Consider the following 15,200-nt stretch of genomic DNA (forward strand, 5'->3'; position numbering starts at 1 on the left):
ATATAGGAGTTAAAATACTCTTAATTGCTTCACCTAATAAAAAAATCTATTGCTCATTTAAGTTGAATTTGAACCTACTAAACTTTTGAAATTATGATTTATTATGAAATAAATGGGAGACTGAAAAGTGATCATCTCCCATTTTTAGTAATATACTATCTATTAGTTTACGCTACTTATTTTATAATAAGCTTTTTGGTTTGAGTTGAACGGTCTGTGCTTATTTTTAAAATATATATTCCTGAAGCTAAGGATGCATTTTGGTTTTGGCTGTTCAGCGTTTTGTTTATTTTACCTGCAGGAACTTGTTCGTTCATGAAAGTGCTTATTAATTGCCCTTTAAGATTATATAGTTGAACTTTTAGAAGAGAAGCTTCCGTTAAATTCAAAGACAGCTCAAATTGGTCTTCTACAGGGTTAGGATAGATGCTTATAGTGTTCATAAAAGATTTGTTTTCTACAGCCATGGATGTAGTTTCGGTAATTTTAATAGCACCGATATAAGCATAACCAGCACCATTTTCGTTGTTTGGTCCTTTTTGAACTGTAAGTACAATATTTCCTGCACCATCTGGTTGAATGTTTTCAATAATTGCAGTTTCTGAAGTATTGCTGGAAGGATTTAAATAACCGACGCCACTATTTGCCCCAACTAAGTCATATTGTGTTTCTCTATTTTCAGTAGCTCCATCTCTAGAAGCAAAAATTTCGAAAGTATAGAAGTTAGAAGGATTTAAACCAGAAAAAGTAAAGGCTCCGGTATTATTATCACCATCTTGAACATAATAACTGTCATTAGTCGCTGTGGCCGGAAAGCCTAAATTGGAATCCGGATTCGTAATACCAGAGCCATTTCCTGCAACAAAATTATCGGTTACCGCAAATGAATAGGTAGATGCATTCCCTTGATCGTCGATAAAATTAGAGATTACCGCTTCCCAGTCTGATGAATAGTGGTTATTCCAGTTACCTTCAGTAGGATATTGATCATCCGTATTGTAATTTAAATCAAAATTATAAATGGTTTGGGAGTAACCCCCAAGGCTTACTAAAGCCCCTGCAATGAACAATAAAAATTTTTGAGTAATTGTTTTCATAATAAATTAATTTAAAATTAAACGTCTTGTTGTTTGTAAGTTATTGTTGGTAATTAATAGAAAGTATATTCCGTTTTCTAGTGCATTTCTAGACCAAGTAGCTTCTTGATTGTGAAGTTCTAATACCTTATTGTATACTTTTGATCCTAGGATATTGTACACCTCAATGGTTAGTTGGTTTCCAGAAAATTGATTGCTTCTAATGGTACAGGTGTTTTTTACCGGGTTGGGGTAAATTTTTAAATCATTATTAAGAGATAATGTTTCCACTTTTAGGACGGCATCCCTTACTTCGGTATGAATATCCATTCCTATAACCCGCTCAAATAATATTTCGTGGGCAGCATCATTCATGTGAATTCCGTCACCGGCATCATAAGCTGGTAAAATTCCATTATTGTTAGAGGTTCCAAATCCTGTCCAAAAATCGATGGTATGATCTCCAAACATGGTGTAAGTTTCATCTAACATATCTAACTGAATATTTAGTTTTGTTGTGTTAGAGCCAAAATCACGTGGTTGTGGAGTTGTGACCCAAAGCATGATGTTTTCTGAAGCAGCTGCATTTGCGATAAGCGTATAATTGTTTAATTGATCGGCAACCGGATAACCACTGGCAGCATCGTTAGATGGAAGGTTAATAATAATTCCTGTAGGATCTAAACTTATCGCTTTGGTAATATTTCTATTTACATCAATGCTTCGGTTAACACCTGAAGGAATTGTGGTGCCTGTTGGCAAAATGTTATACGTTGCAAAACCACCTTGGGCTAGGTTAATAACTTCGTACCTGGTATCCATTTCTGTTAAATAGGTATTGTACCTCGCTACCCAAGCATTGTTTGCATCTGAAGGGCCTGTTCCTGCAGCAGTAGATGAACCTAAAATTACGATTCTATAAACTTCTCCTTCATCGGCAATGACTTCAAAAGTACTATCGCTGGTATCGGTTTCACCTTCACCGGAAATTCTGACTAATGCATTGGTTGTAATTTCGTTAGGAACTACCATATCGTAATATTGAGAATTACCTGAAGTGGTAGCAATGGTAGACCAATTAGAACCATTGTCAGAAGAAAATTCAATTAACATATTAGGAACAGAGATACTTTCCCATTTAATTCTTACAGTTTTTCCTGCTTCCCAAATATGACCTCCATTAGGATAGGTTAACGTTAATTCAGGATCTGGATTGGTATTTGAAATAGGGCTGTCACTTTCTGTTAATTGTAAAGCACCTAAGTAATAAAAGCCAAAGTCGTTATTATTATTAGGGCCGGGTTCTGCTGTAAAAGTTATTTCACCATTACTAGTTGGCTGAATATTTAAAATATCTGCCGTATTGGAGGTGTTGTTTGAAGGGTTTAAAGCTTCTGAACCCGTCGTGGAGCCTTCTACAGTATATAAAGTTTCCCGGTTATCTGAAACTCCGGTCCTTGAACTAAATACTGAAAAAGAATAGTATTTGTTAGGATCTAAGTTAGATAATGTAAAACCTCCGGTAGGGTTTATATTTCCATTAAACCCATCATCGGTAGCTCCAAAAAAACTATCTCTTGAGGCGGTTCCTGTAAATGGTAATGCTCCATTGGGAGACGTGGTTCCGTTGTTGTTAATATGATCAAAAGAATCAGTAAGTGTAAAAACTATACCCATACTAGCTCCTGAAGAATTAATTAAATTCTCGGTGACTCCGGTCTCGTTTTGATTACTAACAACAATATTGTTCCAGTTTCCGGGGGTCGTGTGGGAAGAGCCTCCGAAATCGATGTAGGCATATTCTTGGCCAAAGGATATAAGGCCGGTAAATAATGCAAAAATGAGTAATAGTTTCTTCATAATTTATGTTTGTTTTAGTTAATAATCATAGAACATCATCTTTAGTTTAAGGTGAATGAGTTTGAAAATTTAAAATCTGAACTTGGTGCAATCCCAACTTCAAATTCTCCCGGTTCTGCAACGAATTCTAAACTACTGTTATAGAACTTTAAATCTTCAGCAGTAATCTTGAATTCTACCGTAGTTGATTCTCCTTTTTTTAAGTTGATTTTTTGGAAGCCAATCAGTTGCTTTTGCGGTGGCGTTATACTTCTTACTTTATCGTGAATGTATAATTGAACTACCTCTTCACCATCATAATCGCCGGTGTTCTTAATGGTAGTGCTCACGGTAATTGAACCATCCATATTCATTTCTTTAGAAGAAAGTGTTGTATCACCATATTCAAATTCAGTATAACTTAAGCCGTAACCAAACGGGAATAGTGGCGAGTTATCTACATCTAAATATTTAGATTTAAATTTTTCGAAGCCTTCTTTAGTTCCGGGTCTTCCCGTAGTTTTCATAGAATAATAAACCGGTACTTGCCCTACATTTCTTGGCCAAGATGCCGTAAGTTTTCCAGAAGGATTGTAGTCTCCAAAAATCACGTCTCCAATTGCATTACCGGCTTCTACACCCGAATGCCAAACCTGAAGAATATCTATAGGTAGTTGTGCTTCTTCTGAAATGTTTAATGGGCGGCCACTCATGAGCACCAATACCATACGTTTTCCGGTCTTCGCTAATTCACGGATTAGTTTTTTCTGACTCTCCGGAATTAATAAATCGGTTTTACTAGAGGCTTCCCCACTCATTTCTGAAGCTTCTCCCACAGCAGCCACAATTACATCGGCATCTTTAGCTACTTTTAAAGCTTGTTCCAATAGCTCTTCAGGAGATTCTTTGCTAATTTCTACTTTAGGACCAAATACATTTACGTTTTTAGCCATTTGCTCATCATTGGTGATGTTGGCTCCTTTAGCATAAGTAATGCTAGCTTTTGGCGCGACATTTTTTAAACCTTCTAATACTGGAATGGCATTTTTAAAGTCTCCGGTAGGAGCCCAAGTTCCAGGCATATTAGATTGGTTATTTCCTAGTGGACCGATTAAAGCAATTTTCGCTTTTTTATCGATAGGAAGTACATTCTGGTCTTTTTTTAATAAAACAAAAGATCGGGCTGCTGCTTTTCTGGCTAAGGCTCGATGTTCTTTCGTAAGAATATCTTTTTTAACTCTTTTCTTATCCAAGTATTTATAAGGATCTTCGAAAAGCCCCAACTTGTATTTTGCTTCTAAAATTCTTCTAGCAGCGGTGGTGATTTCTTCTTCGGTAACTTTTCCTTCCTCTAAAGATTTTTTCAAGGTAGAGACAAAACCTTCACCTACCATATCCATATCTAAACCGGCTTTTAAAGCTAAGGCAGACACGTCCTGTAAATCTCCCATTCCGTGGGCAATCATTTCATTTACAGAAGTGTAATCAGAAACTACAAAACCTTTAAATCCCCAACGTTTCCGTAATAAATCGGTTAATAACCATTTGTTTCCCGTTGCCGGAACTCCATCTACATCGTTAAAAGAACTCATGACACTCGCTACACCGGCATCTACAGCTGCTTTATAAGGAGGTAAATATTGATTGAACATTTTTACGCGGCTCATATCTACGGTGTTGTAATCTCTACCTGCTTCCGGTGCTCCGTATAAAGCAAAATGTTTCACGGTAGCCAACATGGTATTGGTGAGGGTAAGATCATTACCTTGGTATCCTTCTACCATCGCACGTGCAATTTGAGAACCTAAATAGGCATCTTCTCCAGCTCCTTCAGCCACACGACCCCAACGCGGATCACGGGAAATATCGACCATAGGAGAGAAGTTCCAGTTAATACCATCGGCAGTAGCTTCTTTGGCAGCTACTTGTGCCGTTTTTTTGAGCAATTCCATATCCCAACTAGAAGCTGAAGCTAAGGGAATAGGGAAGGTGGTTTTGTACCCATGAATCACATCAGAACCAATTAATAACGGAATTCCTAATCGGGTGTCGTTGACCGCATATTCTTGAGCAATTCTAATTTTCTCGGGACCGGAAACCCCAAATAAACCTCCAACTTTTCCGTCTTTGATTTTTTGCTGAACATTATCACTCACTACTGCTCCTGTGGCAACACCTCCTCCGGGGGTTAGTAAGTTTAACTGCCCTATTTTTTCTTCAATGGTCATTTTATCCAATAGCGCATTGACTTTTTGGTCCATTTCAGAGGTATTGATTTTTGGACCGGTATAGGTGTTTTCTTTTTGTTGTGCGCTAAGTGTGAGACTAAAAATACTTAACGAAAGTACTGTGATTGTTTTCTTGATCATAAGTGTAGGTTTATTTTATTGGAGTTCCTCTTAGTCGTTCAAAATTTTTATAAGCTTGATTTACTTTTTCTTTGGGGGTAGTTTCAAACTCTTTTTCGGTTACTTTATAATACTTTTGAACGGAATCTAATTTTTGATGCATCATTTGTATTTCATCTTGATATTCTTCAGAATTAATCAAGTTGTTTTGTTCTTTAGGGTCTTTTTCTAAATCGTAAAACTCCCAAGTGTCGATATCGTCATAAAAATGGATGAGTTTATAACGATTGGTTTTAATTCCATATTGGCGTTTCACCATATGAAAAGCAGGGAAGTCGTAGTAATGATAGTAAATAACATCCCTTCCTAGCTTAGCTTCTTCTCCATAGAGTACTTTTTTAAAGGAAATTCCTTGCATATCTTGAGGAATATCAATGCCCGCCATATCTAAAAAGGTAGAGGCGAAATCTAGGTTTTGTGTCATTTCTGAAACTTCAGAACCAGCTTCGATTTCTTTGGGATATTGCATTAATAAAGGCATTCTAAACGAAGTTTCGTACATAAAACGTTTATCGAACCAGCCGTTTTCCCCTAAATAAAAACCTTGGTCGGAAGTGTAAACTACTAAAGTGTTTTCATCTAGTCCTTGGGCTTCCAGATAATCTAAAATGCGTCCTACGCCTTCATCTACCGAAGCAATGGTAGCCATATATTCTTTAAGGTAACGTTGCCCTTTCCATTTGGCCAATTCTTTACCGTGAAGGTCTTTTTCCCAGAAAGCATCATTTTTAGGGCGGTAAGCAGCATTCCATTTTTCCTTTTGCTCGGCATTCATTCGTTCAAAATCATCTTTCCAAGGGTTGGCAGCTAGCGAATCGGTACCTTTATGTTTACTCAATTTCAGGTCGTGACCTTCATACATATCTTCATAAATGGTTTGCAGTTGCTCTTCAGCCGCTAGCTGATTTTCAAAATCGGGAAAATAGCTATCGGGTAAAGGGAATTCAACCGAATCATAAAGATTGGTATGTCGCAATGCAGGCATCCAATTGCGATGTGGCGCTTTGTGATGTACCATCAAAAAGAAAGGTTTTTCCTGATCTCTTTGTTGCATCCATTCAATGGAATAATCGGTGATTAAATCTTGTGCATAACCAGTCACACGGGTAGTGTCTTCTGCCGTAATAAAATCGGGATTATAATATTTTCCTTGATCATCGAGTATTTTCCAATAATCGAAGCCGGTGGGATTATCGGATAAATGCCATTTTCCTATGACAGCGGTTTGATAACCATTCTGTTGAAGAATTTTCGGTAAGGTTTGCTGTGTATTATCGAATTGCTCGCCATTCATTCTAAAACCATTTTCATGACTGTGTTTTCCGGTAAGGATTACGGCACGACTTGGGCCACAAAGGGAGTTGGTGTTGTAATTTTGATGAAAAATAGCTCCGTTTTTTGCAATCCGATCTATGTTCGGGGTTGGGGTCAGCTTTCCTATTTCACTTCCATAGGCACTAATCGCTTTTACAGCATGGTCGTCGGCCATAATAAATACAATATTCGGCTTTTGGTTTTCTTCTGTCTTTTTTGAATTTTTTTCTGCGGAAGAATGATCTTTACAACCGATAAGAACCGATAGTAAAATAAGTGATGCTATGTGGAAAGTTTTATTCATCGCAATTTACTTTGAATAGGTAAATCCAAGTTTATCTAATCCTTGTTGAACTTCTGGAGCTTGCATGAACAATTCCCAGATCAATCCGGTTCTATAGTTTTCAATCATTACAATCATCGGGCCTTGATCGATAGCTAAATATTTTTTAGCTGCCCATTCACCATTGTCTAAACTGAAGGCATCGTAAAAACCTGCGGGTCCCCAAACCAACTCATTTAAATCGGTATAAAAATGGCGAATGGCTCTCATAGATTCTTTCGGAGTATAAGGTAAAGAACTTACTGCTGCTGTAGGCGAAACTACACCACGATCGTCATCGGGAGAATGTGCGGCATAGCCGGTAGAACCATCTTTATTCTTGGTATAACTAGCGGTTAATCCCCAAGAGTCTTTGCCATAGGTTTTTGAGTGATTTGGATTTTCTTGGCAGTATTCGTAATTAATTTTTGAATGATTTACGTTTAAATCCCAGTAATTAGCGTATTGGTCTTCTAGACCTTTTGGGTTTAAGCCTAAATAAGAATAATGTGCCCAAAATAAAGGTCCGCCTTTATCGCCAAGCGTATTGTGTTTTAAAATTAAAGGAATTCCATAGGCTTTTTTATCGGTAGTGATGTTTCCTCCACGTGCCCAACCTTCGTGGTAAACTTCCGGTTTGATGCTGTGGTTAGGTGAAGATGCAGCCATAATATAGGTGATCAAACATTCATTGTAACCTTCGATCATAAAATTCTTTTCGAACTCATAATCGGGTGACCAATGCCAGAAAATACCATTTTTGTTATTAGTGTACCAATCCCATTCGATACCATTCCAAAGCTTATCGAATTTTTTAGCTACTTCTTTTTCCTTTTCGTTACCGTTTTTGAGGTATTCCCTCACAACAATAAAACCTTGGGCTAAGAAAGAGGTCTCTACAATATCGCCGCCATTATCTTTACTGTCGGAACCGAAATTTTTAGTTTTTCCGGTTTCGCCGTTGATCCAATGTGGCCAAGCTCCGTGGTAACGAGGTGTTTTTGCTAAGAAATCGGCAATTTTATCTAATCGATTTACTGCTTCTTCTCTGTTGATGAAGTTTCTATCCATCCCCACCACAATTCCCATTAAACCAAAACCGGAACCACCGGTGGTCACAATGTTAGGGTCGTTTTTAGGATAATTTCCATCTGGATGAAAACGCTCTCTTCCTAATCCTGAGTTAGGTTCGGCATAGTCCCAAAAATATTTTAAGGTTTGCTTTTGTACAAGGTCTAAGAGCTCTTCATCACTTAATTGAGTTGAATCTTTAGAAATAGATTGAGTTTCTTTTTCGGCAGTATTAGTATCTTTATTAGGCTTGTGTTTACAAGCAAAAAAGAAAATTATGGTGAATAGGGATAATATAGTTAAGGTTAATTTTTTCATTTTTAATTTTGTTTCTTTTGGCTGAGTAACCACTCATAAAATTTGGGATTGTTGTAGGTTTCTGTCCAACTGTTATGATTGGCAAACGGATAAACAGTATAGTTTACATTTTTGTTTCCTGCTTGCTGCAATGCAATGACCATTTTATTACTGTTTTCCGGGAGGACCACATCATCTAAAGCACCGTGAAAAATCCAAATAGGCATGTCTTTTAAGTGTTGGGCATTTCTATAAATAGGTCGGTAAATAGCACCACATACAGGAGCCATTGCAGCAAAGAGTTCAGGGTATTCTCCTCCTACTGCCCAAGTACCGTAACCACCCATACTTAAACCGGTGAGGTAAACCCTGTTTTCATCAATATTATATTTTTTAATGATAGATTTTACTAAACCAGCTACTTGGTGAGGTTGCCAATAGGTTTCGTTTGGGCATTGGGGAGCTAAAATTACAGCGTCAATTTTATTCCCTTTTTCCATATAATTAAAAGGACCGTGCATTTTTACTTTATCTAAGTCGGTACCTCTTTCTCCCGCACCGTGAAGAAAAACGATAAGCGGATAATCTTTTTTGGAAGTTTTATAGTCTTCCGGGGTATAAAGTAAATAGCCTAATTCGGTTTCTAATTCTACTTTTTCTTTAAAATGCTTTTTTTCAATTTGTGCAAAAGAAGCATTAGAAATCAAAGAAAGAAAGAATAGTATAAGCGCTAATTTTTTCATGTTAGTTTTTTAATAGGTAAATCCTAAAGTGTCAAGTCCGTTTTGAATTTCGGGGGCTTGCATAAATAAGTCCCAGATTAATCCGGTTCTATAATTTTCGATCATGACTATCATAGGTCCTTGATCGATGGCTAAATAGCGTTTGGCAGACCAGTTGCTTCCTACTAAACTAATGGCATCGTAAAAGCCTGCAGGTCCCCAGCTTAAACTGTTATGATTTTCATAGATGTTATGCATGAATGCTAACGACTCATCTGGTGTATAAGGTATGGAGCTTACTGCTGCCGTTGGTGAAACTATCCCTCGATCATTGGAAGGAGAGTGTGCAGTGTAACCAATAGAGCCATCTGAATTTTTAGTATAACTAGCGGTTAAACCCCAAAAGTTTTCTCCGTAACCTGAGAAATTATGAGGGTTTTCTACACAATACTTATAATTAATTAAGGTTTGGTTTTTATTTAATTGCCAGTAATTGGCATATTGATCTGATAAATTTGTTGGGTTTAAACCTAAGTAGGAATAATGTGCCCAAAATAAAGGACCTCCATATTGTTGGTGACCATTATGTTTTAAAATAAGTGGTAATCCATAAGTTGAATTACTTGCAACAATGTTTCCGTTTCTGGCCCATCCTTGATGATAAGCTTGCGGGTCTATGGCATGATCCGGAGAGGAAGCGGCAAGAATATAAGTAATTAAACATTCGTTGTAGCCTTCTATGGGAAGGTTCATCTGAAAGTCGTAATTAGGAGACCAATGCCAGTATAATACATTTTCACCATTGGTGTACCAATCCCATTCTACACCTTTCCATAGTTCATCGTATTTTTGTGCGATCGCTAGTTCTTCTTCCGTTCCGTTTTTTAGGTATTCGCGAACCACAATCATTCCTTGTACCAAAAAGGAGGTTTCTACTAAATCACCTCCATCATCCATTTGGCTAAAGGGTTGTACTTGTCCGGTTTCTCCATTAATCCAATGTGACCAAGCACCATGAAAAGTAGTGGTGTTGGCTAAAAAGTCTGCGATATGATCTAAACGCTGAACGGCTTCACTTCTAGAAATAAAACCTCTTTCTATTCCTACAATAAGGGCCATAAGACCAAATCCTGAACCTCCTGTGGTGACTATGGGATCGTTACCTTCGTTAGGATGGTAGCGTTCTCTGGCCATTTGTGAGTTAGGTTCGGCATATTCCCAGAAATAGTTTAAGGTTTCACTTTGAACAATATCTAAAAGTTCTTCGTCGCTTACGGGGTCTATGCTGTCACCACCATCATCATCATTGTTATCGTCTGGTGGATTTTCGGTTACCGGTGGATTAGAGCTATCATCTGAAGAGTTATCACTACAAGAATTGAAGCATAGACTAAGCAGAATAATTACTAAATATTTTATGTGGTTTTGTATAAGCATAGAAGTGTTATTGAGTTGAAAGATGAACTATACTACCCTTTACGGGTAGTATAGTTTGCTAATTCATCTAACATTATAAAAATTGTTTACCACCCTGGGTTTTGGTTCATCTCAGGGGTTTGAATCAATTGATTCTCAGGAATTGGAAATAATTCGTGTTGTCCTTCAATGAAATCTTTGCCATTTGCAGCCATTGCTTCAGCAGCTTGTCCTGTTCTTATTAAGTCGAACCAACGGTCATGCTCAAAAGCTAATTCTAACCTTCTTTCGTTCCAAATTTTATCTCTTAATTCTGTTTGACTTAAACCTGAAACATTATCAAGATCTACACGACTTCTAACTTGGTTAAGAGCCGAAAGGGCTTCAGAGGTTTGGCCAAGTTCATTTGCGGCTTCAGCTTTAATTAATAAAACTTCAGCATATCTAATTACTCTAATGTTCTTATCACCATCACTTGCCCCAGCATTTGCACTTGAATAGGCTTTTTCGTTATACATGGGGTTCTCTACGGAAGCACTTACTTCACGGCCATCCCAAAGCGTTTCTCCGGCAAAAATAATAGTCGCGTTTTTTCTTATTTCATCGCCTTCGACATCAAAAGCATTTACTAAATTTTCAGTAGGAGTATTAAAACCCCATCCCCAACCACTAGTACCCCGTGCACCTTGGGTTTGTGAATATTGATTTACACCGTGAGCAATAGCTTCACCTCTGGCTTGAATTTCAAAAATGGACTCTGTGCCGTTTTCGGTATATTCTCTCCAAATTTCAGCATAATCTGTTTCTAGGCCATATTCTCCTGAGTTGATTACTGCATTAGCATATTGTAATGCTTCTGTATATTCTTTTTGGTATAAATGTACCTTAGCAAGTAATGCTTGTGCAGCGCCTTTGGTAGCTCTCCCTAAGTCTTTTGGAGCATATTCACTTTTTAAGGGTAAAGCATCGATAGCATCCAATAAATCTTGCTCTATATATGCATAGACTTCTTCTTTTGGATTACGTGTAGATAAATCTGCTTCTTGGTCTATGATAGCTTCTCCATCGATGATAGTAATATCTCCTTGTAATGGAACATCTCCAAAAGATCTTACTAAATAAAAGTAAGTTAATGCTCTTAAAAATTTAGCTTCTCCAACTAATCTATTGCTGTAGCTTTCGTCTTCTAAACCATAATCTCTAGTGAATGCTATCGAGTAACTGGCTCTACCTATTGTTTTATACCAACGCGTCCACATAGATCTTACCGATGGCGCAGTACTTGTAAAGGTTAAATTGTCCAGTAAGTTTTTGTCTGCACCAGTATCGGTGGGAGAGCTTCCTTTATCGGCGTTATCAGAAATAATTTCTGTTATTCCTAACCAAGCAAAAGCATAATCCCAATCGGTATACATTCCATAAATACCATTTACAAATTGTTCAGGAGTAATGTTTTCATTGCTGTCACTAGCTTCAATGTTCTCACGAGCATCTACTTCTAGATAATCATCGCTACAGCTTATTATAGCTACACCTGCTAGAATACCTATGGCTATTTTTGTATATAATTTGAATTTCATAACAGTCATTTTATAATTCTAAGTTTAATCCCATTAATATTGTTCTTGTATTTGGATAAGCAGAAAGTTCTATTCCCGTAGTTCCATATGGTGCTCCGTCTGAGTTTAATTCTGGGGTGAATCCTGAATAATCAGTAAACAGGAAAGGATTTTGTGCTGAAATATAAATTCTAGCATTTGCTATAAAATCTACTTTCGGTAAGGTATATCCAATAGTGATGTTGTTAATTCTAAAATAATCACCATTTTCTAAATAATAATTAGAAGCTCTTGAATCTCTATTGGCTCCTGGATTAGAATTGGTGCTTCCCGGACCTGTCCAACGACTTTCATAAACATCTACAGGAACATTTTCTCCTCCTAGTCTCGTACTTTTTAAACCATTATAAATTTTGTTACCACCGGCTCCGTAACCAGATACAGTTAAATCAAATTGTTTATAGTTCATTCCTATGTTAATCCCAAAGTTATAAGTAGGAATATAAGATCCGAAATATTTTTTGTCTCTATCATCAATTACTCCATCTTCATTTTGATCTTTGTATCTTAAATGACCAGGCAAAGCTCCACCAATAGAAGCATTATTGTCTATTTCTTCTTGATTTTGCCATACACCATCTGTCTCAAACATCCACCAAGATCCTAAAGGTTCACCTTCTGCTAAACGTTTAGTGATTTCACCATTTGATAAACTACCTCCCAATTGACCATCATAATTATTTTTTATTTCAGTAATTTCATTATGATTGTAGTTATAAGTTACCCCAATATTGTAAGAAAAATCGTCATTTACATGGTCACTCCAATTAATGCCAACTTCCACCCCTTTATTGACAACTTCAGCTCCATGATCATAATAGTTTTGTTCATAGGGAGAATTTAATAAGGGCTGTACACTTAAGATGGTATTGGTGGTTGTTTTTCTATACCAATCAAAACTACCGGAAAGTCTACTGTCTATAAGCTCATAATCTAACCCGGCACTCCATTCGTTTACTCGTTCCCAACTAATAGGTTGAGCAGGAGAGCCTATAGATGCTCCAAAAATTAAAGCCTGATCTGGTCCAAAAACATAATTTTGGTTAGCACTAGCGGGATCAGTAATAATTTGAGTAGAGTTAAAAGGAACATTTGGGTTCCCTAGTTCTCCATAAGAACCTCTAAGCTTTAAAAAGTTTACAAAAGAACTATCTTCTAAGAAAGATTCTTTACTTAAGGTCCATCCTAATCCAACTGATGGGAAATAACCAATATACTCTTCATTGCTTTTAAATACACTAGCCCCGTCTCTTCTAATGGTACCAGTTACATAATATTTTCTATCGAAGTTATATTGTAGCCTTGTAAAATAAGATAAGTAACGAACAGGAGTATAATAATACTGGTTGGTTTGTTTTTCATAAGCGTCTGAAGCATGTTTTATACTCCAATACTGCTCTTTTGAAGGAACATCATAGGCTTGGTCATAATTAAACTCTCCAACTCCCAATTCTTCCTTTGATCCCCCTAAGGTTACATCAAAGTTATGGTTTCCAAAACTTTTTTTATAATTAAGAAAATTATCCCAGTTGTATTTAAAGTTCTCTATTCTAGAAAAGGAAAGAGAATTATTTACCCATTGTGGAGAATCTGGATTTTGTAATTTATTTTCTTCAAATTGTTCTGCAGTTCTTGTAGGGTCTCCGGCAATCCATGATTCTTTGCTAGGTACATAAACCCTTTGTTTGCGGTAGAATTTGCGCATACCTAAACGAGAGGTGAAGGTTAAACCATCCATGATTTCTAATTCGGCAGAAACATTTCCCTGAAGCGTTAAAGTTTTAATGTATTCATTGGTAAAATCTACTTGAGCAACAGGGTTTCCGTGAGAAGTTAATCTTCCTATACTTTCACCTTCTCCAGCTATATATGTTGCTTCTCCTGTAGTCTCGTTGTAAAAAGATTGACCGTATCTGCCATTCGGATAATAAACAGGTATAACAGGGGCTTGCCTATAAGCACTGTTAAACGCAGAAAATGGTTTTGGATTATCTTTAGTAGGAGTAATAGAAAGGTTCTGCTTAATTTTTAAACGATCGTCAAATAGTTTAAAAGTATTATTAGAAGTAATAACAGAACGTTGGTATTTTTGTCCTTCAAGAATTCCATTTTCTTCAAAAAAATCATAACTAAAGAAATAATCTACATAGTCTGATCCTCCCGATACTGAAAATACATTATTATTAATTGAGCCTAGTTGTAATAACTCATCATACCAATCAGTATCATATGGTTGGTTTTGGTTAAGAAAATTTTCTTCTCCTATCGCTGCTGTTTCTTCGTTATAATAGTTCACATACTGGCTTGCATTAGCCATTTCCACTTGGTTTAAAATATCTTTTACTCCATAGTAACTATTAAAAGAGAATTTAGGTTTTCCTTTTTTTCCACTTTTAGTTGTAACAATAACAGCACCATTTGCAGCTCTAACTCCATAGATAGATAACGAAGAAGCGTCTTTTAAGAAATCTATAGATTCGATATTAGATGGACTTATATTCTTAATGTCTGGTACAGGTGTACCATCAACTACATAAAAAGGATCTCTACCTCCTAAAGCAGTTCCCAAACCACGAATGGTAACTGTAGGAGTTGCCCCAGGAGCATCACTATTAATGATGTTTACCCCAGGTACTTTTCCTTGGATGGCTTGAGTAGCGGTAAGCGCAGGTTGTTTCACAATATCTTCTGCTTTAATACTACTTATGGCTCCTGTTAAATCCTGTTTCTCTGCTGTACCATAACCAATTACAACAACCTCACTTAGTGATTCTGTATCTGCTTGTAAAGATACGCTAATTGTTTCTTGGTTTTCTACAGGTATTTCTTGAGTTTGAAAGCCTACATAACTAAATACCAAGGTTTCGCCAGTAGCTACTACGATTTCGTATTTTCCATCAAAATCTGTAGTAGTACCCTGATTGGTACCTTGAACAGATACGTTAGCTCCAGGTAATGGTAACCCATCATCTGCTGAAGATACGGTACCTGTAACCGTCTTTTCTTGTGCAAATAGTGTTAATCCCGTAAATAGGAAAAGCATTGCGAGTAAATTTGTTTTCATGTGTGTTTAAATAGCTTTTAAATTAATAAAGATTATTAACCTCTTAATTTTC

Annotated in this window: 9 protein-coding genes; all 9 read right to left on the reverse strand. The window is 36.8% G+C overall.

Translation table 11 applies throughout. The features are described 5' to 3' along the window. Positions 1–176: 176 nt before the first annotated feature. Entirely contained in the window at positions 177–1,097 is a 921-nt protein-coding gene (locus FVB9532_RS01460) for a T9SS type A sorting domain-containing protein (RefSeq protein WP_150543433.1), read from the reverse strand. Positions 1,098–1,103: 6 nt separating this feature from the next. Continuing rightward, positions 1,104–2,936 carry an SGNH/GDSL hydrolase family protein gene (locus FVB9532_RS01465; protein ID WP_150543434.1) on the reverse strand — a complete coding sequence of 611 codons (1,833 nt, stop codon included), beginning with the start codon at positions 2,934–2,936 and terminating at the stop codon, positions 1,104–1,106. A gap of 41 nt (positions 2,937–2,977) precedes the next feature. Beyond that, on the reverse strand, positions 2,978–5,284 hold the full coding sequence (gene bglX / locus FVB9532_RS01470) for a beta-glucosidase BglX (RefSeq protein WP_150543435.1): 2,307 nt from the start codon (positions 5,282–5,284) through the stop codon (positions 2,978–2,980). 10 nt (positions 5,285–5,294) lie between these two features. Beyond that, positions 5,295–6,941 (reverse strand): sulfatase family protein, encoded by a 1,647-nt coding sequence (locus FVB9532_RS01475; protein ID WP_150543436.1) that lies wholly within the window; start codon positions 6,939–6,941, stop codon positions 5,295–5,297. A gap of 6 nt (positions 6,942–6,947) precedes the next feature. Beyond that, positions 6,948–8,348, reverse strand: coding sequence for a glucoamylase family protein (locus FVB9532_RS01480; protein WP_150543437.1), 1,401 nt, complete (start codon positions 8,346–8,348; stop codon positions 6,948–6,950). A 2-nt stretch (positions 8,349–8,350) separates the two neighbouring features. Continuing rightward, positions 8,351–9,070, reverse strand: coding sequence for a carboxylesterase family protein (locus tag FVB9532_RS01485; RefSeq protein WP_150543438.1), 720 nt, complete (start codon positions 9,068–9,070; stop codon positions 8,351–8,353). Between the two features lie 9 nt (positions 9,071–9,079). Continuing rightward, a complete protein-coding gene (locus tag FVB9532_RS01490; RefSeq protein ID WP_150543439.1) occupies positions 9,080–10,486 on the reverse strand; it encodes a glucoamylase family protein in 1,407 nt (468 codons plus the stop codon). Between the two features lie 86 nt (positions 10,487–10,572). Then, a complete protein-coding gene (locus tag FVB9532_RS01495; RefSeq protein ID WP_150543440.1) occupies positions 10,573–12,045 on the reverse strand; it encodes a RagB/SusD family nutrient uptake outer membrane protein in 1,473 nt (490 codons plus the stop codon). 10 nt (positions 12,046–12,055) lie between these two features. Further along, a complete protein-coding gene (locus FVB9532_RS01500) occupies positions 12,056–15,148 on the reverse strand; it encodes a SusC/RagA family TonB-linked outer membrane protein (RefSeq protein ID WP_150543441.1) in 3,093 nt (1,030 codons plus the stop codon). Positions 15,149–15,200 lie beyond the last annotated feature (52 nt).

Source organism: Mesonia oceanica, from assembly GCF_902499555.1.
Lineage (GTDB): Bacteria > Bacteroidota > Bacteroidia > Flavobacteriales > Flavobacteriaceae > Mesonia > Mesonia oceanica.